The sequence below is a fragment of the Desulfonatronovibrio hydrogenovorans DSM 9292 genome (assembly GCF_000686525.1).
Lineage (GTDB): Bacteria > Desulfobacterota > Desulfovibrionia > Desulfovibrionales > Desulfonatronovibrionaceae > Desulfonatronovibrio > Desulfonatronovibrio hydrogenovorans.
This window is the reverse complement of the sequence record NZ_JMKT01000008.1, coordinates 421145-443908: the sequence shown is the minus strand read 5'-3', so window position 1 is coordinate 443908 and position 22764 is coordinate 421145. Positions and strand designations below refer to the sequence as shown.

General features: G+C 50.5%; 22 protein-coding genes. 16 read left to right on the top strand and 6 right to left on the bottom strand.

Annotated features, from left to right (window positions below):
- Positions 1-10: 10 nt before the first annotated feature.
- The 3 genes from P771_RS0103440 to P771_RS0103430 all read right to left on the bottom strand — a co-directional run bounded on the left by P771_RS0103440 (position 11) and on the right by P771_RS0103430 (position 3068).
- Positions 11-616, bottom strand: coding sequence for an epoxyqueuosine reductase QueH (locus P771_RS0103440; RefSeq protein ID WP_244147283.1), 606 nt, complete (start codon positions 614-616; stop codon positions 11-13).
- Positions 582-2042 carry an Rne/Rng family ribonuclease gene (locus P771_RS0103435; RefSeq protein ID WP_035243935.1) on the bottom strand — a complete coding sequence of 487 codons (1461 nt, stop codon included), beginning with the start codon at positions 2040-2042 and terminating at the stop codon, positions 582-584. Before P771_RS0103435 ends, P771_RS0103440 begins: the two co-directional genes overlap by 35 nt.
- Positions 2043-2126: 84 nt before the next feature.
- Positions 2127-3068, bottom strand: a complete 942-nt coding sequence (locus P771_RS0103430) for a radical SAM protein (protein ID WP_028574033.1) — start codon at positions 3066-3068, stop codon at positions 2127-2129.
- 186 nt (positions 3069-3254) lie between these two features.
- Between P771_RS0103430 and P771_RS16315 the strand changes: the two genes are divergently transcribed.
- From P771_RS16315 to fliQ, 11 genes are all read left to right on the top strand, one after another.
- A complete protein-coding gene (locus tag P771_RS16315; RefSeq protein ID WP_084301633.1) occupies positions 3255-4079 on the top strand; it encodes a tRNA (adenine-N1)-methyltransferase in 825 nt (274 codons plus the stop codon).
- Complete coding sequence (locus P771_RS0103420; protein WP_035243842.1) at positions 4066-4809, top strand: YggS family pyridoxal phosphate-dependent enzyme; 744 nt, start codon at positions 4066-4068, stop codon at positions 4807-4809. Before P771_RS16315 ends, P771_RS0103420 begins: the two co-directional genes overlap by 14 nt.
- Positions 4810-4985: 176 nt before the next feature.
- On the top strand, positions 4986-5747 hold the full coding sequence (locus tag P771_RS0103415; protein ID WP_028574031.1) for a motility protein A: 762 nt from the start codon (positions 4986-4988) through the stop codon (positions 5745-5747).
- A 1-nt stretch (position 5748) separates the two neighbouring features.
- Positions 5749-6579, top strand: a complete 831-nt coding sequence (locus P771_RS0103410) for an OmpA/MotB family protein (protein ID WP_028574030.1) — start codon at positions 5749-5751, stop codon at positions 6577-6579.
- A gap of 84 nt (positions 6580-6663) precedes the next feature.
- Positions 6664-7386, top strand: a complete 723-nt coding sequence (locus P771_RS0103405; RefSeq protein ID WP_028574029.1) for an OmpA/MotB family protein — start codon at positions 6664-6666, stop codon at positions 7384-7386.
- A 78-nt stretch (positions 7387-7464) separates the two neighbouring features.
- Entirely contained in the window at positions 7465-7968 is a 504-nt protein-coding gene (locus P771_RS0103400; protein ID WP_028574028.1) for a flagellar basal body-associated FliL family protein, read from the top strand.
- Between the two features lie 37 nt (positions 7969-8005).
- The gene (fliM, locus tag P771_RS0103395; RefSeq protein WP_028574027.1) at positions 8006-8983 is read left to right on the top strand and encodes a flagellar motor switch protein FliM; all 978 of its coding nucleotides are present in this window, start codon (positions 8006-8008) and stop codon (positions 8981-8983) included.
- Between the two features lie 13 nt (positions 8984-8996).
- A complete protein-coding gene (fliN, locus tag P771_RS0103390) occupies positions 8997-9551 on the top strand; it encodes a flagellar motor switch protein FliN (RefSeq protein ID WP_028574026.1) in 555 nt (184 codons plus the stop codon).
- Positions 9544-9894, top strand: a complete 351-nt coding sequence (gene fliO, locus P771_RS0103385; protein WP_028574025.1) for a flagellar biosynthetic protein FliO — start codon at positions 9544-9546, stop codon at positions 9892-9894. Before fliN ends, fliO begins: the two co-directional genes overlap by 8 nt.
- A gap of 61 nt (positions 9895-9955) precedes the next feature.
- Positions 9956-10615, top strand: a complete 660-nt coding sequence (gene fliP, locus P771_RS0103380; RefSeq protein WP_244147292.1) for a flagellar type III secretion system pore protein FliP — start codon at positions 9956-9958, stop codon at positions 10613-10615.
- A gap of 96 nt (positions 10616-10711) precedes the next feature.
- Positions 10712-10981 (top strand): flagellar biosynthesis protein FliQ, encoded by a 270-nt coding sequence (fliQ, locus tag P771_RS0103375; protein ID WP_028574023.1) that lies wholly within the window; start codon positions 10712-10714, stop codon positions 10979-10981.
- A 13-nt stretch (positions 10982-10994) separates the two neighbouring features.
- On the opposite strand, the gene P771_RS16310 is transcribed toward fliQ, so the two are convergent.
- The gene (locus P771_RS16310; protein WP_161635938.1) at positions 10995-11792 is read right to left on the bottom strand and encodes a sirohydrochlorin cobaltochelatase; all 798 of its coding nucleotides are present in this window, start codon (positions 11790-11792) and stop codon (positions 10995-10997) included.
- A 20-nt stretch (positions 11793-11812) separates the two neighbouring features.
- Positions 11813-12424: an FmdE family protein gene (locus P771_RS0103365; protein ID WP_028574022.1), complete on the bottom strand. Its 612-nt coding sequence runs from the start codon at positions 12422-12424 to the stop codon at positions 11813-11815.
- Positions 12425-12761: 337 nt separating this feature from the next.
- On the opposite strand from P771_RS0103365, the gene P771_RS0103355 reads away from it, so the two are divergent.
- Together P771_RS0103355 and P771_RS0103350 are read left to right on the top strand one after the other, a co-directional pair.
- On the top strand, positions 12762-14567 hold the full coding sequence (locus P771_RS0103355; protein WP_028574021.1) for an autotransporter assembly complex protein TamA: 1806 nt from the start codon (positions 12762-12764) through the stop codon (positions 14565-14567).
- Between the two features lie 5 nt (positions 14568-14572).
- Positions 14573-18925: a translocation/assembly module TamB domain-containing protein gene (locus P771_RS0103350; RefSeq protein WP_028574020.1), complete on the top strand. Its 4353-nt coding sequence runs from the start codon at positions 14573-14575 to the stop codon at positions 18923-18925.
- A gap of 133 nt (positions 18926-19058) precedes the next feature.
- On the opposite strand, the gene P771_RS0103340 is transcribed toward P771_RS0103350, so the two are convergent.
- Positions 19059-21143, bottom strand: coding sequence for a molybdopterin-dependent oxidoreductase (locus P771_RS0103340; RefSeq protein ID WP_028574019.1), 2085 nt, complete (start codon positions 21141-21143; stop codon positions 19059-19061).
- A 191-nt stretch (positions 21144-21334) separates the two neighbouring features.
- Here P771_RS0103340 and P771_RS0103335 point away from each other — a divergent pair, with 191 nt between their 5' ends.
- Genes P771_RS0103335 through P771_RS16305 form a run of 3 tightly spaced genes read left to right on the top strand, consistent with a single transcriptional unit; the run spans position 21335 to position 22754 of the window.
- Positions 21335-21715, top strand: a complete 381-nt coding sequence (locus tag P771_RS0103335; RefSeq protein WP_028574018.1) for an NADH-quinone oxidoreductase subunit A — start codon at positions 21335-21337, stop codon at positions 21713-21715.
- The gene (locus tag P771_RS0103330; protein ID WP_028574017.1) at positions 21691-22227 is read left to right on the top strand and encodes an NADH-quinone oxidoreductase subunit B; all 537 of its coding nucleotides are present in this window, start codon (positions 21691-21693) and stop codon (positions 22225-22227) included. Before P771_RS0103335 ends, P771_RS0103330 begins: the two co-directional genes overlap by 25 nt.
- Before the next feature lie 2 nt (positions 22228-22229).
- Positions 22230-22754 carry an NADH-quinone oxidoreductase subunit C gene (locus P771_RS16305; RefSeq protein WP_051617078.1) on the top strand — a complete coding sequence of 175 codons (525 nt, stop codon included), beginning with the start codon at positions 22230-22232 and terminating at the stop codon, positions 22752-22754.
- Positions 22755-22764 lie beyond the last annotated feature (10 nt).

Sequence of the window (22764 nt, the reverse complement as noted above, 5' to 3'; positions counted from 1 at the left end):
CCACCAGCAACTACTTATCAGCCTGTTTTATCAGCCTTTCCAGATCAGCTCTGTTCCTCTCAAACTCGCTGTAGATGCACCCGCAATAGTCCTGCCTGTAAACGCCCATTGCCTCAGCTTTTTCCTGCCCCTGATTCCATCCCTGACGGAAATCCTCATACATGAACGAGCACTTTTCCAGACTCAATGACTCGCCAGCCTTACTGATAAGCTGGTGCTTCTGTCTTTTGCTGTACAAAAGAGTGGATGTGAAATAGTTAAACCTTCCATTCAGGGCTATATTCCGGGTCCTTTCCAGCCTTAGATGGTAACAGAGAAAACATCTCTGGTCTTCCCGGAACACCATCCTCCGCATATGGGTGGTCAAATCGTACTCCCTGTCCAGATAAACAACTTCAATCTCCAGAGCCCTGGCTGCCTCGGCAACTGCTTGTCGTCTTTTCAGATATTCCCTCAAGGGATGGATGTTAGGATTAAAAAAAAGTCCCATTATTTCATATCCTCTTTTTTTCAGGAGTTCCAGAGGATACAGGGCGCAAGGAGCACAGCAGATATGAACCAGCACTCTGGCCGGACCGGTTTTATTCATGGGGAACAATGAATATCTGACGGTCAAACTTTTCTTCCAACTTGAAAAGCTTGTCCCGCTTCCTATTCAGAAGATAAACAGCCAATTCCTTGTCCACCGTATATTCCAGGGGTGAAGGACAATTCTTCCTCCTCAGCAGCCGGTAGATTTCCTTCAGGGACTGGAGGGCCTGCCACTCCATGTTCCGGACCATTCCGGTTCCTTCACAAACCGGACAGCTGCGCATGGTCACTGAAAGGGCTGAGGTGCCCAGCCTCTGTCTGACCATCTCCACAAGGCCGAACCTGGACATCTTGTTAACGTCGGTCCTGGCCTTGTCCGCCTTGACTGCAGTCTTCAGGGCCTTTTCCACTTCATTGACATGTTTTTTATCCTTCATCTCAATAAAATCAATGACCACCTGGCCGCCAACATCCCTGAGCATCAACTGATGCGGAATGCTCCTGGCCGCTTCCAGGTTGGTTCTGAAGGCCATTTCTTTGAAGTCTTTTTCTCCGCCGATTTTACCAGAATTGATGTCCACGGCCATAAGGGCCTCGGCCTGGTCAAAGACCAGCTGCCCTCCGCTGGGCAGATCAACCTCTCTGGAGAATATCTGGCTCAACTGCTTTTCCAGATTAAACCTTTCCAAAAGAGTCCGCTCAGGATCAGAGTGAATGCGTACCATTTTCTTGCGTCTCGGGAAAACCAGGGCTGCAAACTCCTGGACCTGGGCAGCGGTCTGTTCATGGTCCACCCAGACCTCAGAGACATCCTCGGTCAGGTAATCCCTGATCGCCCTGAAAGCCAGGTCCTTTTCCTCGTAAACCAGGGAGGGGGCCTTTTCAGCCATGCCCTTTTTCCGGACCTCCTTCCATAACCTCTTAAGAAACTGGAGATCCCTGGACAGACAGGTCTTGTTGCGGGCCTCACTCACAGTCCTGACAATCACTCCCAGCCCCTCATCAAGCTTCAGTTCCTGAACTATGGACTTCAACCGCTCCCGCTCTTTTTCATCCTCGATCTTCCTGGATATGCCCAGTTGTTCCCGGCCCGGGGTAAGCACGAAGTACCGACCCGGAAAAGACAGGTAAGTGGTCAAAAAAGCCCCCTTATTGCCCGTGGGCTCTTTGACCACCTGAACCAGAAGTTCCTGTCCGGGCTTGAGCACCCTCTGCAGGGGAGGATACTTGTTTCCTCTAAGCGGCTTGATGTCGCTCTGATAGTATTCCGGATGGATTTCATCCACCTGGAGAAAGCCGTTCTTGGAAGCCCCGTAATTGATGAAAGCAGCCTGCAGGGCCTGATCAATGTTGTGGATCTTGGCCTTGTAGATATTTCCTTTGGTCTTGGACTGATTTAACATTTCAACATAGTACTCCTGGATTACCCCGTCCAGGGCCAGAATCAGCTCGATCTGTTCTCCAGGCAGAACACTGATGAACATCTTTCTTCTTCTTTTCTTAACCGCCATTCTTTCCTCTTGATATTTTAAAAAAGTTTCTTTTGAAGTGGACCGCTCAAAAACTGTCTCTGAAAAGGTATCTTCCCTTTCCACTCATGATCGGTCCGCCTCAGCATAAAATATTTGGCTTTGAGCCTGATCGGTCAGAGCCCTGATTTTCCCTGAGGACTCCAGACTTGCCAGGGCAGCCAGTGCTTCTTCCTTGTGAATCCCCAGAGCCTGGACCAGCTGTTCCATGGTCTGTGGTCTTCTCTGGACAGAAGCCCTTATTCTCTGCTCCACAGCTGGTCCGGTTATGCATGCCTGACTTGCCCTTGTAACTTCTTGTTTGGAAGAAGCCCTGAAATCCCTGTTCCAGGCTTCAAGAAACAATTTGTCAGGCATATCCGGGCCGATGTGGGCTCCAGGCCTGGTCATGGTCGTCAGATCCACCCGGTCCGGCTTAAGTACAGTACAAAAATCCAGCAACAGTTCCCGGTTCCTGAGGGAATCATTGATTCCCGGCAGAATCAGGACCTCCAGAAACAATTTCCCACTGAATTCCTGCCTGAAGTCCATCAGGCCCTGAATGATCTGTTTCAGCTTAATACCGGGATGGGGGCGGTTAATCCTGAGAAACTCCTCCTCTACCATGGAGTCCAGGGATGGAAGGACCACATCCGCCTTTAAAAGCTCCTTTCTGACTCCGGGATCGTTCAACAATGATGAGTTTGTCAAGACAGCTGCAGGTATGTCTGGTCTGAGCTTCTTAACGATATCCAGTATGGTGCCCAGCTCACTGTTCAGACAGGGTTCTCCCTCCCCGCCCAGAGTGATGTGGTCAGGAATCTGGAGATCACAGCTGAACCACCGTGTCAGCTCCTGTTCAACTTTTTCCAGGGGAACGTAAGGCTTTCTAGCCACTGTCTTTGCTTCGGTCTTCCCGGACTCACAGTATAGACAGTCAAAACTGCATGTTTTGCTTCCCAGCAGATCAATGCCCAGGGAAGATCCGAGCCTTGAGGACCAGACAGGTCCGAATATGAATTCAAACATTAACCAGTACCGTTTATCTGCCTCTTTACTGCTTGTATAAAAACCCTTAAGAAAATTGATTGGCAAGAAAACCCCGGCTTATTTGCCCCGGGACCAGACAATTGGAATCGATTTCCCTGCAACCATCTGTTAATCCCCTAAAGCCGGAAAGCTTCAGCTCCAACCGGTCAAGGAGAAAGCATAATTATGATAAACCCTGGACAATTGGTAATGCTGGTCAGTCCAAAGGGCAAGCGTTACTTTAGGATTTCCAACCCTGAGGAGACCATTAACACCAATGACGGACAGCTTCAAATGCAAAAAGTCATGGAAAGGGGTTTCGGCAGTCGTATCGACACTCATCTGGGCAGGACCTACACTGTTCTCAAGCCCACTCTTTACGACCTCATCAAGTCAGTAAAACGCAGGACTCAGATCATCTACCCCAAGGATATAGGCTACATCATTGTCAAACTGGGTATCGGACCCGGTTCCAGAGTGATTGAATCCGGGTCAGGATCAGGTGCCATGACTACAGCCCTGGCCTGGTTTGTTGGTAATGAAGGAAGGGTCTATTCATACGAAAGAAGAGAAGAATTTGCCACCCTTTGCCGATCCAACCTGGAGAAAAACGGCCTGGCAGCCAGGGTTGAAAATATTGCCAGGGATATCTCCCTGGGATTTGACCAGAATAATGTTGATGCGCTATTTCTAGATGTACGGACTCCGTGGGATTATCTTGAACATATCCCCGGTACCCTATTAGCCGGAGGGCCCATAGGCTTTTTGCTGCCCACCGCCAATCAGGTCAGCACCCTGCTGGATGCTCTGGAACGTGGACCTTTCACCTCTGTCGAGGTCCTGGAGATACTGGTCCGAAGATACAAGCCCGTACCCGAAAGACTCAGACCTGACGACAGAATGGTGGCTCACACCGGATATCTGGTTTTTGCCAGACTGGCTGTTGATGGACCCATGGCTTCTTATCCTGAAGAAGATGACTGTCTGGGAGACGAATGTGACCCCTGCTGAAGGACAATCTGCTGCTGGCAGCCTGGAATCCAGGCTGCTGAAGAACCTGGATGAACTAAACCAAAAAATCCGCAAGGCCCTGGCCGCTGCTGGCAGCCCGGACCGGCTGGTCACCCTGATTGCCGTATCCAAAAAGCAGCCTCTGGAAAAAATTGATGCCCTGGCCCGGGCCGGCCACCTGAATTTTGGAGAAAATTATGTCCAGGAAGCACTTCCCAAAATGGAAAAGCTGGCCCACCAGGACCTAAAGTGGCACTTTATTGGAGGACTTCAGTCCAACAAGGCCAAATACGTCAGCGGCAGGTTCAGCCTGATCCATTCTGTTGACTCTGAAAAACTGGCTCAGGGCTTGCATAATAAAGCCAAGAGTCTGGATATAATCCAGCCTGTGCTCATTCAGGTCAACTTGGCCGGTGAAAGCCAGAAATCCGGAACCTCACCAGGGCAGCTTCCGGATCTGGCTGAAAAGATCCTGGCCATGAACCATCTTCGGCTGGAAGGACTGATGACCATGCCCCCTTTTTTTGATGACCCGGAAAGATCAAGGCCTTATTTTGCCGCACTGAGAAGTGAACGAGATCTGCTGAAAAAACGTTTAGGGGTTAAACTGCCTCATCTCTCCATGGGCATGTCCGGAGACTTTGAAGCTGCCATTAAAGAAGGGGCGACACTGATCAGGCTGGGCACAGCCCTGTTCGGACCAAGGCCGGAGTGCAAAGTCCAGGGATAAACCGTCTTTCCTGATTCAGGCCAACATGCTGTCTTTTCACTGCAGCCCGGAATTTTTGGTGTTAAGACCTGCTAAGGGCTGCCTGGTTTGTCCTGGCCGGAAAGATTAAACATCCCGGCCTTTGTTGCCGATAACATTCAATACATCTGCACCAATAAAACATTCAGGATATGTAAATGGATCTGGCAACCATACTCGGCCTGGTCATCGCTTTTGGACTGGTTAGTGCGGCCATCCTATTCGGGGGCAGTCCGCTGATCTTCTTGAACGCCCCTTCAGCCCTTATTGTTCTGGGCGGAACCATCGGAGCCACTCTGGTCAACTATCCCATGGGCCATGTCCTCGGGGTGATCGGAATTGTAAAAAATACCTTCATGACCAAAGTGGACAACCCCTCCAGGATCATTGAGCAATTCATGGATTATGCCAACAAGGCCAGAAGGGAGGGGATCCTGTCTCTGGAGCCCATGCTCAAAAACATAGACGACCAGTACCTGAAAAAAGGGCTGCAGCTGACAGTGGACGGGCTGGAACCCCAGACCATCCAGGAAATAATGGAAACAGAGATATCTTATCTTGAGGAACGGCACGAGACAGGTGCTGAGATTCTGGGAATCATGGGGTCATTTGCCCCGGCCATGGGCATGATCGGGACGGTCATCGGGCTGGTCCAGATGCTCCAGGCCTTAGACGATCCCAGCGCCATCGGGCCTGCCATGGCCGTGGCGCTGATCACCACTTTTTACGGCGCCCTTCTGGCAAACCTGGTCTTCAATCCCATGTCCGGCAAATTACGGGCCAGGAGCAAGGAAGAAATTCTGGCCAAAGAAATGATGCTGGAAGGAATTCTCTGCATCTCCAAAGGAGAGAACCCAAGGATAATCGAAGAAAAACTCAACAGTTATCTGCCTCCAAAAATAAGGCGGATCACAGACTGACATGCCCCGGCAGAAAAAAGAAAAAAAGTTCAGAAGCGGCCTTGCACCCTGGCTGGTGACCTTTACTGACATCATGACCCTGCTGCTGACCTTTTTCGTCTTGATCATCACCTTTGCTTCATTCATTGATCCAAGACGGGTCAAGCTGGTTCTGGGCTCCATAACCGGCACATTTGGCGTAGGTACGGCCAAACAGGATGTCCTTAGCCGGACAGAGCGGGATTGGGTCCTTGAACCTGGCCCAATGCCGGACGAAGGAGATCTGCAGCAGCTCAAGCCTCTACTATGGGACGACAAGACCGATGATCTCAACTTTGTGGAAAACAGGTTTGTCCAGATTTTTTCCATCAACACCGACATCCTGTATCATCCCGGACAGGTAAATCTGACTCCGGCCGGTGAAAATCTGCTGGACCAGGTAATTCCTGTTCTGCAGCAGCTTGAATACCCTGTTCTTATTACCGGGCATACCTCTCCGCTCCGGGATGAATTCGGCCTTGAACACGAAGCCCTCAGGGACAGGGAAATCATAAACCCGTCCTGGCAGCTGTCTTTACACCGGGTGCTCAATGTTTACAGATATATTTTAGAATCCGGAGTTGATCCAGACATGATCAGGCTTGAAGCCTTTGGCAAATTCTGGCCCAGATACAGCAACAGGACAGATGACGGAAGGAGAAACAATCGCAGAGTGGAAATCGTTCTGGACAGACGAAATCCTGAATGGACCCACGCCAGGGTGGATGAGGCTGTTATGCCGGCACCCAGGGATGAAGAAGGCTTTATATACCGGGATTTCATTTTTGATATCGGGCCCCGTCCTGAGCGGTGAGCCTTTTCACTGTCATTTTTTCAGGAGTCCCGGTAAGCAGGTCCGGATAAAGGGATGACTGCCTGAAGACAGCAGGAGAACGTCTTGGCCAGGAAAAAAAAACAGCGAAAACCCATTGAAGCCCTGTGGATGGTCACCTTTGCCGACATGGTCACCATCCTGTTGACTTTTTTCATCCTGCTTTTAAGCATGGCTTCCCTTGACAGGGAAATCATCCGGGAGGTCATAACGGTTTTTCAGGAAGACATTGCCTTTATTTCGCCAAGATCGGCCGGCAGAGTTCCAGACCGGTTCCTGATATTCGAGGACCTGTTGGAAAAACCCTGGGAAATACTGGAAAAAGAAAATCGCATCAAGGATCTTCTCTTTCCAGATGACGTTCTGCCCCCGGAAATCAGTAAAAGTACCCTGCAGGAAAATTTAAGGGTGCTGGCCAGACCTGAAGGCATAGCCCTCATGCTGACCGATGAGCTGCTCTTTCCCTTTGGTCAGACCACTCTGAATCCTGCAGCCAGGCAGGTCCTGGCCCAGATAGTCCCCCTGGTCATGGCCTGGCCGTCAGCCGTGAATATTGCAGGTTATACCGACGACATTCCAGGGATACACAAAGATAACTATGAGTTTGCAGCAGAAAGGGCCACGGCTGTCATGGAATACCTGATCATAAACGGAGTTCCTGATGAACGGCTCTCCATTTCCGCGTACGGACCTCACTTCCCTGTGGCGTCCAATGAGACCGAACAGGGCAGATCTCAGAACCGAAGGGTGGAAATATTATTGAAAACCAAGGCCGGAGCTTATATCTGAAGATATGAAACATTGATAAAGCAGCCGATATGATATAATCCGGCTCCAACAATACATTACTATCATCGGAGATTACAAATGCCCCCCAAGAAAAAAGACCAGGAAAAAAACACTGAAGAAGTCAAAAAAAAATCAGGGATTCTGAAGTGGATCATCTTGCTGTTAATCCTGGCCCTATTATCTGGAGCAGGGTATTTTGGCTATAATTATTTTTTGGGGCCGGATAACGGAGAAGCAGAAGATCCTACAGCACCCAGAGAACAGCAAGTAGATCTGGGTTCCACCGTTGTAGTCCCCCTTGATCCCTTTGTGGTTAACCTGGCCGACCCCCTGGGCCGCAGATATCTCAGGACCACCCTGCAGGTGGATGTTATTGACCGCCGGGCAGCCAGGGATGTGGAAAACCACATGGCCAGGGTCCGGGACGCTATCCTGCTTTTGCTGTCCAGCAAGGCCTACTCCGACCTGGATACAATGGAGAAAAAGATCCAGTTGCGCAACGAGATAGTGGAACGCTTGAATCAGATTATCGGACCCGGCAGGGTGGTTAAGGTTTATTTTTCCGAATTCGTGGTCCAGTAAGCATATTTAAGACCACAAAAACCATCACCAGGCAGATATGAACAAAATACTCGACCAGAACGAAGTTGATGCCCTGCTTCGGGGACTCACCGGTGGGGAGATCGAAACTGAAACCGACATCATGGAGGATGACTCCGGTGTGGTTGACTTCGACATCTCCAACCAGGACCGGATCATCCGGGGTCGAATGCCGGTCCTGGAAATCATCAATGACCGTTTTGCCAGGCTTTCCACCAATGCCATGGCCAATTCCATGCGCAAAAGAGTGGATGTCAATCCCATTTCCATTGACATGTCCAAGTTTGGCGATTTCATGCGGTCACTTCCAGTACCCACCAGCATCAATATTTTTAAAATTGACCCTCTCAGGGGGAACGCCCTGATGATCATCGACACCAGACTGGTTTTTGCACTGGTGGAAAATTTTTTCGGTGGTGCCGGCTCCCAGCCCAAAATCGAGGGCCGGGATTTCACCCCCATAGAGCAAAGCATTGTTACCAAGGTGGCCAAGATGCTTCTGGACAACCTGGAAGATGCGTGGCGGCCGGTTCATGAGGTGGGAATAGAACTCAGTCGTTCCGAGGTTAATCCCCAGTTCGCCACCATAGTCCCGCCCAGCGATGTTGTAGTTGTGGTCAGTTTTGAGGTGGAACTGGAAAATGCCATTGGCTCCCTGGTCATCTGCCTCCCATACGCCACCATTGAACCCATCCGCTCTAAACTTTACGCAGCCTACCAGTCAGAAAGGCTGGAAGTAGACCACGCCTGGCTGACCAGGTTCAAGGAGCGACTCATGGAGATACCTGTTGACGTCAATATAACCCTTGGACACAGCCAGATAACCGGACGCCAGCTTTTAAACCTCGAGGTAGGGGATATCCTGGTTCTGGACACAGACGAAGAAGATCTACTCAAGGCCCAGGTCCAGGGTGTGGTCAAATTTCATGGAATTCCAGGATTTGTAAAAGGAAATAAGGCCTTTCAGGTGATCAAGGAAGAAGAAACAAATTTTTAGCAAGGATGCTGACATGAACCAAGAACGCGAAAAAAAAGAAACTGAAGATCAGGATAAGCTGGCTGAAGAATGGGCTGCTGCCCTCGGCGATCAGGAAGACCCCCAGGAGGACTTGGCCGAGGTTGACCAGCAGTCAGAAGAAGAGGCCGAGGACGACAATCTTGCCGATGAATGGGCCAAAGCCTTGGCAGCTGAGGAAGAAGAAAAGATCAAGGATGAAAAGACCCAGCAGTCCATTTCCGCCCAAAGCAAAGAGCCCCAGTTCAAAGACATGACAGCTGAGGCTAAGAAAAAACCAGAAGGAACCAAAAGAGACCTGGAGTTCATTCTGGATATCCCGCTGACTGTCACTGCCCAGTTGGGAAGCACTCAGCTTTTGATCAATGAGCTTTTGCAACTGGGCCAGGGTTCGGTCATTGAACTCAACAAGCTGGCTGGAGAGCCCCTGGAGATTCATGTCAACGGAAAACTGGTGGCCAGGGGAGAAGCTGTTGTCATAAATGAAAAATTCGGGGTCAGATTAACAGACATCATCAGCCCCATTGAGAGGATCAAGCAGCTTGGATAACGCAGTCAACAGTTCCCTGGATATGGGCCTGGCCGGGGTCAAGATGGCCTCTGCCCTGCTCATTATCCTGGGCCTTATCTTCTTAGGCTTTTATCTGCTCAAGCGCTTCGGCCATAAGGCTGGCCTGGGAATGGGCTCGGGAAACATGCTCAAGATCGTGGCCACCCTGGGTATTGGTCCCAAAAAGAGCATCGTAGTGGTCCGCTTTTTGAATAAAGACCTGGTACTGGGGGTCACCGACTCCCGGATAAACCTCTTGACGGAGATACAGGTTGATGAAGAAAGCGACCAGAAATTTGCCCGGGTCCTGGCTAAAAAAGCTGATATGGACAGCAGTTCCTAGCCTTGTTGTTCTGATCCCGGGAATCGTCCTGGCCCAGGAACCAATAATTCCCACCCTTTCCATGCAATTCTCAGGAAGTCAGGCTGAACCTGAAAAGGTGGCTGTGACCCTGGAAATCATCTTTCTCTTGACAGTGCTGTCGGTAGCCCCGGCCATAGTTTTGACAGCAACCTGTTTTACCAGGCTCATTATAGTTTTTTCATTCATCCGCCACGCCATGGGCACCCAGCAGATGCCTCCAAACCAGGTCCTTGCCGCCCTAGCCATTTTTCTGACTGTGGCCATTATGGCTCCCATAGGCAAACAGATAAATGACGAAGCCCTGCAGCCTTACCTCAACGAGGATATTGACTACCGGGAAGCCCTGGCCAATGCTGAAGAACCCATGCGTGAATTCCTCTTCAAGCACACCAGGGAAAAAGACCTGTCCATCTTTTATTCCATTACTGGCAAAGACCGTCCTGAAACCCGGGAGGACGTCCCAACCATGCTCTTGATCCCGGCCTTTGTGATCAGTGAACTCAAGACTGCCTTTCAAATCGGATTCATGATCTATATTCCGTTTCTTATCCTGGATATGGTGGTAGCCAGCATCCTTTTGTCCATGGGCATGATGATGCTTCCACCGGTCATGATCTCGATGCCTTTCAAGGTGCTGCTGTTTGTAATGGTTGACGGCTGGAATCTGTTGGTGGGGTCCCTGGTAAACAGTTTTGCCTGACCCAGGCCCGGGAACACTGCCGGCAGTTAATACTGATGATGCCCCTTACCAGGACCAGTTCATCAAGATAAATCGATAGTTTGACCAGGAGAAAACATGACCCCCGACTTTGTCATCGGATTTGCCAGACAGGCCATTGAGACCACCCTGATGATTGCACTGCCCATGCTTGGAGTTGGAATGCTGGTCGGGGTGACTGTCAGTATCATCCAGGCAGCAACTCAGATTCAGGAAATGACCCTGACCATTGTGCCCAAGATCATCTCCATTTTCCTGGTCCTGCTTTTTGCCTTCCCCTGGATCATGAACAAAATGATCAACTTCACCACCCAGATATTCATAAACCTTCCCAACTATATCGGGTAGGGTCTGTCCGGGGTCAGAGGGAAGCCACTGCTTCCTTTAAATGGTCCATCCAGATGTCCACGACATTGTCGAAAGACCCCAGGCCCTGCATCAGGACCCGGGCTTCAACGCCATTGTCTTCCAAAGTAGACATCCAGGATCCGGTCTGCTTTCCAGCCATGTCATTAATGGCGTGATCTCCGGCCACCACCATCAGGGGCAACAGCAGAGCTTTTGACACTCCTCTTTTTTTGAGCAGGGGCAGAATGTCTTCAAGGGCTGGAGTGCCTTCAACTGCTCCAACAAAAATATTTTCATCATGAAGCCAGAATTGATACTGAAGACCTGCATAAAACACATTGGCCGGATGGGTACTGCCGTGTCCCATGAAGATGACTGCTTCCTCAGGACTCCTTTGGCTTTGAACATTGTCCAGCATTGCCCGGGTGAATCTTTGGATATCAAGACTTGAATTCAAAAGCGGAGCACCAAGGCTGATCTTCTCAATACCCTTGGGAAGGCCCTGCAGCGAGGCCCTGGTCCTGATCAGGTCATGATGTTCAAGACCGGGGATTATCAGCAGGGACTGCATGGCCACCCTGGCCAAGCCATGCTCAGCCATCAGACCAAGGGCCTGGACAGGAGAAAGAAAGGTCCTACCCTGTCTGGCCAGCTTTTCCCGAATGACTTTGGAAGTATACGCCCAGTATATTTCTAATCCGGGGAAATCGGCCCGGACCTTTTTCTCCATGTCTGCATAAACCTGGTCTGCTCCAGGCACAGAGGTCCCGAATGCAGCCAGAAGAATAGCTGAATTTCCGTCCTTATTCACATTCATACTCCGTTTAATGTTTATTTTTTCTGATCAATCAATTCAAAGCACGGGATGCAGTAGGTTTGTCCGTCATAAAGCCTCACCCTTGACTCCATGGTCGACTCCTTGCAGGATGAGCACTCATGGCTGTCCAGGATTTTTGCACCTTTCGGGGGGGACTGGTCCAGTTCGGTCAATTCAAAAAGATCTGTAAGCTCTTTGGTCATAATTTCTCTGATCTGATCCTGCCTGAGGGTTACCAGCCTTTCCTTCTCCTGTGCAGAAAACATGGCAGCCTGGGACTTTTTCATAAGCGAACGCATTTCTTCTCGACCAGGTCCGAAGCAGCCGGCCTTGAGAGTCAGCCTGACTGCCCGCTGGCCAAGAGGATCAAAAAAAGAAAAGGCAACTTTTCCATAATCCCTGTGAATGAGATTGCCTTTGCCCAAGGTGCATCCGGTTAAAAACTGAATGGCATCGACGGCGCACATGTCTGTTTCAGCCACCACAGTCAGCTGGTCGCCCTTTTGGCGTCCAAGGCTCTGCAGAGCCATTTCTGAAGCCCTGATCCCGATACTCAGCCCGGGGCAGTTATGGCCATGAAATAAGATAGTATCTTCAATAACATGGGGATCAATTGAGCAGGACATATGTTCTCCTTTATAAACTGATTGTTGGCAGTTAAAAAAAAATTTATAACTTTTTTGCACCTGCAGGTAAAGAGAACTGCCTTGAGGGCGGACTAAGGTTCGAACCAGACCGGGCCTGATCCGGATGAGCACATTCCTTTGTCCGCAACCCAATTCGTCAGGCAGGGCTTGTCCCTGCAATACCAAAGTGGAAATTCTGGCCCAAGTCTTTATCTGTCTTTAAAGCGCTAATCCAGGCATTAACTTTGGTCTGGTGCACCAATTTGCATTTGTTCCCAGTGACCATCAGAATAATCTGCAACAAAAGATTAATAGTCATCTCCAAAAAAGACCTGTTATGCGCTCAAATTTATATATATTTTTCATCCTAATTATTCTGGTCCTTGCCTTCCCCGATCAGGTCCCCGGACAGGAAGGTGAACAGGCCGGAACCAGCTCTGCCATGGTCTACCAGACTACAGTCACCGGAGATCTGGACACAAATCTTCGCCAGACCCTGATTGCCATGTCCGATACTGTGAGTCTGCAAAACCGCCCTCCCATGACCATGGCTCAGCTGGTTCGGAGGATAAGGTCTGACACGGCAGAGTTCAGCAGAGCCCTGAGGTCCTTTGGCTACTATTCTCCGAACATCAGCTATGCCATTGATCAGGACATCACCCCCATCAGGGTGACCTTTACCGTGAACACCGGCCCTGCCTACCTGATCCGGGAGGTTTCAGTTGTAAATATTTGCCCTGTGTCTCAACAACGGGTGGCCATGCCGGAGCCGGCAGACCTTAACCTTGAGCCAGGCCAAAGAATTCGTTCTGCCCGGGTCCTGGAAGCCCGCCAGACCATTGTCAGAGACATGCGGGCCAAGGGTTATCCATTTCCATTGGTGGAAATAAGCCAGGTAATAATCGACCACCAGGACCATTCTGCTTCCATCAGCTATGCAGTAGATCCTGGTCCATCGGCCCGGTTTGGAGACACAGAAATATCCGGCCTTTCAAGGGTCAGGCCAGAATATGTACTGGACCGTCTGACCTGGGAAAAAGGTGACCCCTTTAAGGCCCCTCTTATGGATGACCTGCGAAGAAGTCTGACAGCTGGCGGACTCTTTTCTGTGGTTGAAGTCAACCACGGGCACGAGATTCTGGATGAAGATTTTCTGCCCATGCAGGTTGTGGTCACCGAAAGAAAGCCCCGGACAGTCCGGGCCGGCCTGGGATACCAGACCGATATCGGGCCGGAACTGAAACTGGGCTGGACCCATCGAAATCTGCTTGGAAAGGGAGAAACCCTGGAGTTTGATCTTGGCCTGTCCGACACTTTAAAGTCCCTTGAAGGAAGCTACACTATTCCCGGCTTCATCCGGCCTGATCAAAACCTTCGCTTAAAGGCCGGGCTTGTCCAGGAAGAACAGGATGCTTATGATTCCAAGAGTCTTTTCACAACGGCCATGCTTGAACGTATCCTTACCAACGAACTTTCCGTGGCCGCCGGAGTAGGATATCGTCTGGCCAGGGTGGAACAGCTGGATAAAAAAAGCGACCTGGGACTGCTTTTTTTCCCCACCGATCTAACCTGGGACGGACGGGACGATATCCTTGATCCGGGTACAGGAATCAGGCTGAATGTAAGACTCATTCCTTTTTTTGACACCCTTGACACTGAAACCAGGTTTTTGAAAACCTATGCCTCCCTTAACACCTACCTTGAACTCGTTCCGGACAAAAGGGTGGTCCTGGCCAACAGGGCGGCAATAGGCACCATAAATGCTGAAAGCAAATCAAAAGTCCCTCCTGATGAAAGATACTATACAGGAGGAGGAGGCTCGATCCGGGGATATTCCTATCAATCCGTTGGTCCTCTGGAAGACGACAATCCTGTGGGAGGGTTGTCCATGGCAGAGATAAACAGTGAATTGAGGCTTAAAATGACCAGAAGATCCGGACTGGTAGCTTTTTTGGATGGTGGACGGGCCTACGAAAGTACTTATCCCGACTTTGACGAAAGGTTTTACTGGGGCTGGGGGCTTGGCTACAGGTTTTATACCGATTTCGGCCCTATCCGGGCTGATGTGGCTTTTCCCTTGAACCGAAGAAAAGGCATTGACGACAGCTTTCAAATATATATCAGTCTTGGACAGGCATTTTAAAGGCCATGATCAGATCCATCCGCCCCATTCTTATCTTCTTTGCAACAGGAGTCGCCCTGCTGGTGACCCTGTTTTGCCTTGTGCTCATCCTGATCCAGACCGGACCAGGTCAGAAGATTCTGGAGAATACCCTGAACAGGGCTCTGGACCGGGAGCCGGTCCAGGTGGTTGTCACTGGGATCTCCGGACGGATACCATTTGACCTTTCTGTTGACAAAATCGAGGTCAAAGACGACCAGGGTACCTGGCTTTCCATCAGCCAGACCCGTCTCAGATGGTCCCTTTGGCAGCTGCTCAAGGGTAGCATTCATATCCATGAGGCAGGGGCCGCCTGGATCGACCTGAAAAGATCACCTTCTCCTGTGGAAAGGGAAAGAGAGCCTTGGTCTCCGGAAATACCCAGGTGGACCTGGCCTCTGCCCCCTCTGACCATGGAAAGGCTTTACCTGGAAGAAATACTGATTTCAGACAGCATTCTGGATGAACAAATGTCCCTCAACCTTGAGGCTGAGCTTGTGGCCGACAGTCAGGGATTCTCCCTGGCCGGTCTTGAGCTGAACAGAACAGATCAGCCTGTCACCCTGGTAAAGCTCAAGGCTGCCCTGACAAGGGATCCTTACTACCTGGACCTTGATCTGCATATTTTTGATGCTGGAACCCTGAATTCTTTTTTGGACATCCCGGGATGGCCCCATCAAGTGGAGCTGACCCTGGCGGGATCAGGTCCTGTGGATACATGGGAAGCTCATCTTTTCCTGGACGGGCAAGATGCCTTTCATGCTGATCTGGGGCTCAGCCTGGAAAAAGAAGATCTCTATTTCCTCACCGGCCTGGGCGAGGTCTATGTCAACCCGGAACTCGTTCCAATGCATGGCTTTGATTTAACAGGGAATGCAATGAAGCTGGACTTCAAGACTGGATTTAAATCTGGTGAACGCATCATCCTGGACCGGCTGGACATAACCTCTCCTGCCATCAAGCTGGCAGCTTCGGCTGATCTTGCCATATCCGACATGGAGCTTCGGGCCGACCTTGACCTGGAGTTACAGGACATAAATCCTTTTCTTCAGCATACCGACTTCACTTCTTCTCAGCCCCTGGTCCTTTCTGCAGCTGCTAAAGGACCGGCAACCCGTTTGGCCGTCAATACCCAGGCCCGTCTGGGTGGAATTTCCGGACACGGCCTGTCCCTGGATGAATTAGACCTTACAAGTCATCTCAGCCTGGGTCATGAATCAAGCCTTCCGGCCAGTCTTCTGGCCAGTCTGAAAGTACGCGGTGCTGAACTGGAACAATACCAGGAGCTGCCTCAGGAATTCGGGATCGATCTTAACCTTTCCTATACATCTGAAAAAATCCTCCTGGCTGATGTAGCCACTCTGACCAGCCAGGACCTAAATGCAGACCTGCAGGGTTATTTTGACCCAGAGACCCTCGACTACGCTGCAGAACTGGAAATAAGTGTTAATGACGTCCAGAACTTCATCCCTGGACCGGAAGATCCTTTTTTCAAGTCCCATCTTGCAGCACACATTGAAGCCCATGGGAGTGTCCAGCATCACTCGCATTTTGCCAAGGCAAATATCTCCCTGTCCGAGCTGAATTCTAATCAGGAAATTGTGGCTGTTTTGCTTGGACCAAATCCCCGGCTGAATGCCAAAATCAGCCTTGATGAACACCTTGATCTGCAGATCCTTGAGGCAGAGGTCGTGGCCGGTGAATTCAATCTGGATGGCTCAGGCCGCATAGGTCTGAGGACCGGGGACCTGGATGCTGAAGCTCTGCTGGACATTCATGGCCTAGTCAATGCCGGTCTGGCCGTTGGCCAGAAAATATCCGGGACTGCCTCAGTGGACTTTGAAGCTCATGGGGATTTGAAAGCTCCGCAAATTTATCTGGTTGCCCAGATCCCAGAGTTACAGTGGGAAGGCATTAACGCTTTGAGCGCCCACCTCAGAGCAGAGGCTGTTCTGGAACAGGGGCTTCCCACTGGTGATCTTGATCTGGCAGTAGTCCGGAACGGCATCCACCTGAACCTGACCTCGGACTTTGCTGTTGATTCCGAAAAAATTCTGGTCAAAGAGCTGAGGGCAGCAGGTCCCGGCCTGACCATGGCCGGAGAAATGGATTACCGTTTTGCCCAGAATATCATTCAGGGAGAAATTAAAACCGACCTTAATGAACTGGACAGACTGGGGAAACTTTTTGATCTTGACCTTTCCGGCTCAATCTCTTCCCGGATCCATCTCCGACCCCATGCGGGCCAGCAGTATGTAGAGGCTTATCTGTCCGGCCGGGATCTTGTCATCCAGGATTTGACCGTGGCCGGATTGAACATATCTGGAGAGGTGGATCAGGCTTTTACCAGCCCTTCTTTCCAGGGTTCCCTGGAACTGTCCGGGGTCAGGACACCCGGGGCTGTTCTGCAAACAGCCAGAATGGACATCCTGGGAACTCCAGACCATGTGCAGTTCAAAAGCGACCTTAAGGGTAAGGCTGTCCATCCTGTTGAGGTGGTCCTGGAAGGAGAGTACACTCGGCAGGACCTGACGCACATCCTCAGTCTTAATACTTTTTCCGGCTTCTATGCCTATGAAGAATTCCTGCTTAACAAGCCTGCAAGCCTTGAGTATGCTCCTGATCTTCTTTTCCTTGACCAGCTGGAGCTCTCAGTTGGCTCTGGTACTCTCCGGACCAGTGTTCATCTGAACCAGGATCTGGTTCAGATGAACTTCAACCTTGATAATGTTTCAGCCAGGGAAATTCCACTGGCCGTTTCAGAGAGAATCAAGGGGACGGTCAGTATGGACCTGGAAATCTCTGGAAGATCTGATGAACCGGCTTTGGAAGCCCGGCTGCAGCTGAACGGACTGACTCCTGTCGGGCCTGATCTGGAATATTTTGACCCAATGATTTTAACAGCCTCTGTTCTTTCCTCATCTGGCCGGCTTCAACTCCAGGCGGACCTGGAACAGGAACCTGCCAGTCTGGCAGTGCTTAATCTTGAGCTGCCTGTTTCGTTTTCAATTGTCCCGCTGAGCTTAAGTCTGGACCAGCCTGTTCCATTGTCCGGCAGCTTTACAGCCGGTCTGGACCTGGAAAGTGTCTCTGCCATTGCCTTGCCTCCTGATCAGATCCTGACCGGAGAACTAACAGCCGACCTGAGCATTGCCGGCTCTCTCCAGGCTCCGGAGTTAAAGGGTATGCTAAACATTACCAGTGCCTCCTTTGAGCATATTGATACCGGACTCTTCCTGACCGACCTGGACATCCGGGCTGAAACCCATCAAAACCGGATCGACCTGGACATTCTAAGGGGATCTGACGGTGCAGGCGGACGGATCAATGGTTCCGGCTACCTGGAGTTCGCTCCTGAAGGAAACATGCCCTGGCAGATGGAACTGGCCGTTGAGAATGCCAGGGTTGCCAACCACAGCCTGGCTGTAGTGACGGTGTCCAGCGCTGCCCTGAAAATATCCGGGGACAAGTCAGAGGCCGACCTGGCCGGAAGGATCGTTTTCAGCAGTGTGGAAGCTTCCCTGCCAGACCAGGCCCCTCCGGGGGTGGTGGATCTGGACGTGACTGAAATCAATCTTCCTGACCAGGAACACCCTGTTACCAGGAGTGCAGTTCAGCCTGGCTATCCCATCAGCCTGGACCTGGACCTGATCTTTCCTTCCAGAGTATTTGTCCGGGGACGGGGCCTGGATTCTGAATGGGAAGGCAATCTGAGGATCACCGGTCAGACCTCTTCTCCATCCGTCCGGGGCAGCCTGAATGTTGTCCGGGGCAGGCTCATGCTCCTGGACCGCCGGTTCAATCTGGTCCGGGAATCCTATGTCAACCTCGACGGTTCTTTTCCGCCGGATCCCAATATTGACATCAGCGCTGAATACCGGCAACGGGACCGGATCATCAATGTCCGGGTGTTCGGGCCGGCCCTTAATCCCGAACTCCTGCTCTCCTCAGATCCCCCAATGCCCCAGGATGAAATCCTGGCCTGGACACTGTTTGGCAGAGACCTCAGTACCCTGACTCCTTTTCAGGCCATCCAGCTGGCCAATGCAGCCAGGGTTCTAGCCCTGGGCCAGACCGGTCCGGACCTGATGGGCGAAGTCAGGACTATCATTGGAGTGGATGACATCGACATCACCAGGGACCCGGAAGAGGGCTATACCCAGTTCGGCCTGGGAAAATATGTCCATGAAAGGGTCTATGTCCAGGTAAAAAAAGGAACTGCACCTGGGACTGATTCCGTATCAGTGGAAGTGGAACTTTCCCCGCGCATCAGTCTGGAAAGCAATGTTGACTCGGACAGTGAAGGAGGCATCGGCATTTTCTGGAAACATGACTATTGACCATTGATCTCTTTTAATCCCAGGGATCCTGAAACCAAAAGCAAAGGCCGGTCAACAATCTGACCGGCCTTTTTGATCAGCATGGCATGCTGGCTGTCTGCTCTTATTAAGTTTTATTTTCGTTCCTGTCCTGTCAGACCTTTTCAATTGTCACAAAATGTTCCTGCAGAGAAAGGCCTCCTCCAGCTTTGCTCCACTTCTCCAGTCCTCCCACCATGAGTCTGTGGTCGGCCACTCCTTTTTCCCTGGCCCTGGTTTCAGCAGGTACACCGCTATTAAAGCCATGGACCATGAAGGCGGCTTCAGGATGAATGAACTCCGTCACAAAGGCCCTGGTCTTTCCAGAATAGCCGTTTGTACCGGACACCACAACTGTATCCCCATTTTGAATACCCAGCTCCTGAGCCTTGTCCTTGTTGATCCAGACCACATTTTCCGGCATCTGCTCATGCAAGATCGGATTATTCATGGTATGACCCTGGGTGTGGACTCCACATCTGCCAAAGGCGATCCGGAACTTTCCTTCCTCAGGGACCGGCTTATCCTCATAAGGCTTCAGAGATGGAATGCCATTTTCCTCCCATTTGGCGGAAATAATCTCAATCTTGCCTGAAGGGGTCTTGAATTTGAGATTATCCCGGTCAAAGTAAATGGGCTTGTCCGTAAGTCCGACCATTCCGGTGGCATCAAAATCTTCTGGGCTTACTCCAGTGCCTTCCAATTGGAATTTCCAGATATCTTCAATCGAATCAAAAGCCAGTTTATCTATGCCCATCTTTTTGGCGATCCCGGTCAGGATTTCCCAGTCGGCCTTGGTATCCAGGGATGGTTCCATTGCCCTTTTGCGTACGAAAAAGAAGGGCTTAAGACCATTCTTACAGGCCATGATGCTCTCCCTTTCAAGATAGGGCGACATGGGCAGGACCACATCGGAATTCCAGGCCGTGGTGGACCACGAAAAAGTAATTGAGACCATGAGATCCAGGTTGGCAAAAATCTTTTTCATGGCTTCAGGATCAGGCAGGGCCATCATAGGGTCATGGCGGTGAACAATATAGGCTTTGACCGGATAAGGGTCTCCGGTCTCAATGGCCTTAAAGGCCAGATTCAGCAAACCCGGGCCTGCATCAAGATGAGGGTATTTCCATCCCACTCCGTCGGCCCTCTTGTCCTCGGGTTTTGGAAACTGCCCGGCCAGAGAGTTCAAGCCCTTGCGATCACAATCACCGGGCTTGGCCAAAAGAGGCAGTCCGCCTTTGGTGCCGATACTGCCCAGGAGGGCATTGATGATATAGGCTGTCCTGGCAACGTAAAACGAATCATCATACCTGGCGGACATCCATCCAGGATGCCAGATAACACCAGGAGCAGCCTTACCCAGCTCAGCCACAAAAGCCCTTATGTCTCTGGCCCTGGCTCCGGTCTTTTCCTCTGCCCATTCTGGAGTGTAATCGCTGACAAAACTCTTGAGTTTGTCAAAACCGTCCACGTATTTTTTTACATATTCTGAGTCATACAGATTCTTATTAATCAGCTCATTTATCACTGCCAGGTTAAAAGCATAATCAGTTCCCGGCCTGATCTGGAAAAACCGGTCAGCCTTACCAGCTGTTATTGTCGCCCTGATATCGATGACGGTCAGCTTTGTCCCGGCAGCCATTCCATCAAGCAGATCATTGACTTCCTTGACATTGATGGCTTCAAAAATATTTCTTGTTTGAAGGATAACATGCTTGGCATTCTTATAGTCATATACAGTTCCCTTCCGACCCAGGCCCATGAGGGACTGGGCAGCGTGATGGACGTTTCGACCGCAGGTTACGTCATGGTTGCAGTAATTGACTGAGCCCATTCCTTTTACAAAGGCCTTATGCAGATCAGCAAAGGGACCCGACCGGTCCGACCAGAGAATTGATTTGGCTCCGTACTCCTGGGTAATGGCCTGCAGTCTTTCAGCAACATAGTCAAAAGCCTCGTCCCAGGTGACCTTGCGCCATTTGCCTTCCCCCCTTTCTCCTTCCCTGATGAGAGGATGGCGAATCCGGTCGGAATCCTTTAACAGGCCCGGTCCTGCCGCACCCCTGGCGCACAGGGCTCCCTTGAGCGGGGAGTGCGGGTTGCCTTGTATAAATTTCAGATCATCTCCATCCAGATCCACCTGGATGGGACATCTGACCGTACACATTCCGCAGACACTGAAAATACTTTTGGTGGCCATAGATTCCTCCCGATTTTTTTTTCCTGTTACCAAAGCTAAATTTTTATGACAAGCAAAAAAATTATTTGGGAAAAAAATATCAAGCATTTTTCTTCTTGACATAAACTTGCAAATAGGGTTTATACTCCTACACAATTTAAATATCCTTTTATTTCATGTTGCTAAACCTATTTCTAAGGAAGTGGTCCGTCATGAGCTTGTCCTGGCTGCACTTTGCGATAATCCTTTTCTTTATTCATGGTATTATCTTTGCTGCTGCACCATTCATACTGTCTATTCTTGTATCTCCAAGAGTTAAATCTAAAGAACTAGCCATGCCGTATGAATGTGGAATGTCGCCATATGGTTCGGCCTGGGTCAAGTTTGGAATAAATTATTACTTTTACGCATTACTGTTCTTAGCATTTGATGTTGATGTACTGTATCTGTTTCCTGTAGCGACATATTATGCAGACAGTTCAGGCATGGTGCCTTTTATCAAGCTCTTAATCTTTATTGTAATACTCTTTGCATCTGTTATCTATTTCTGGAAGAAAGGAGTTTTTTCATGGCCCAAGAGAATCAAATTCTAGGACTTAAACCGGCTGACACAGAAATAGACCAGCCCATAGTCAACATGACGCTGGTCCGGAAGTATGTTGACCTCTGCCGATCAATGTCCTTATGGCCCATGACCTTTGGTCTTGCCTGTTGCGCCATAGAAATGATGGCCATTGGCATGGCCAGGTTTGATGTGGCCAGATTTGGTGCTGAAGTTTTCCGACCTTCCCCCAGACAGTCCGACCTCATGATTGTTGCCGGCACTGTGTCCAGAAAAATGGCCCCCATGATTGTCCGACTTTATGAACAGATGCCTGCTCCCAAGTGGGTCATCGCCATGGGCAACTGTGCCATATCCGGGGGACCTTTCCGGTACAAGGACCAGTATGGTATCGTGGAAGGCATCGACAGGCTTATACCTGTTGATGTCTATGTTCCAGGCTGCCCGCCAAGACCCGAAGGTCTTCTGGAAGGACTCTTTCAACTCCAGAAAAAGATTACCAATAAACGCTGGTGGCCCTTGCCCCAGGGAGGAGAGTCATAGGCATGGCAGCTGTTAATCCGGATCTTATGGAAGCATGTTGCGGACTTGGCGGCCAGAGCAACACAGGATACAGGGAAAATCTCTTTCTGGCCCCTGACGACCTGACTGATGCCGCAGCAAAGATAAGAGACTCAGGCTTTTTTCTGGAGGATGTTTCCTGTCTGGACATGAAGGAAGGGTTTCAGGTGGTCTATCATTTTGACCGCTACGACAAGCCAGGCAGGATCTGCCTGAGGGTCATGATCAGCCGGAGTAACCCGGAAATCTCATCCATTGCATCGATTTTTCCTGGTGCTGACTGGCATGAACGGGAGTGTTATGATTTTTTTGGGATCACCTTTAAAGGCCACCCAAATCTGATCCCCCTGCTGCTGGATCCGGATCACGACGGTCCTCCCCCCCTGATAAAAACTGAAGCCAAAAGAAAGGATATGTTTCAGCTCTTCCCTGGATGGACAGGAACCCCTGTGCAGCCGGACAGTGAGGAGTTCGCCCAGGCCATAAGCAAAACTTCAACAACGCCCTAAAACAGGATAG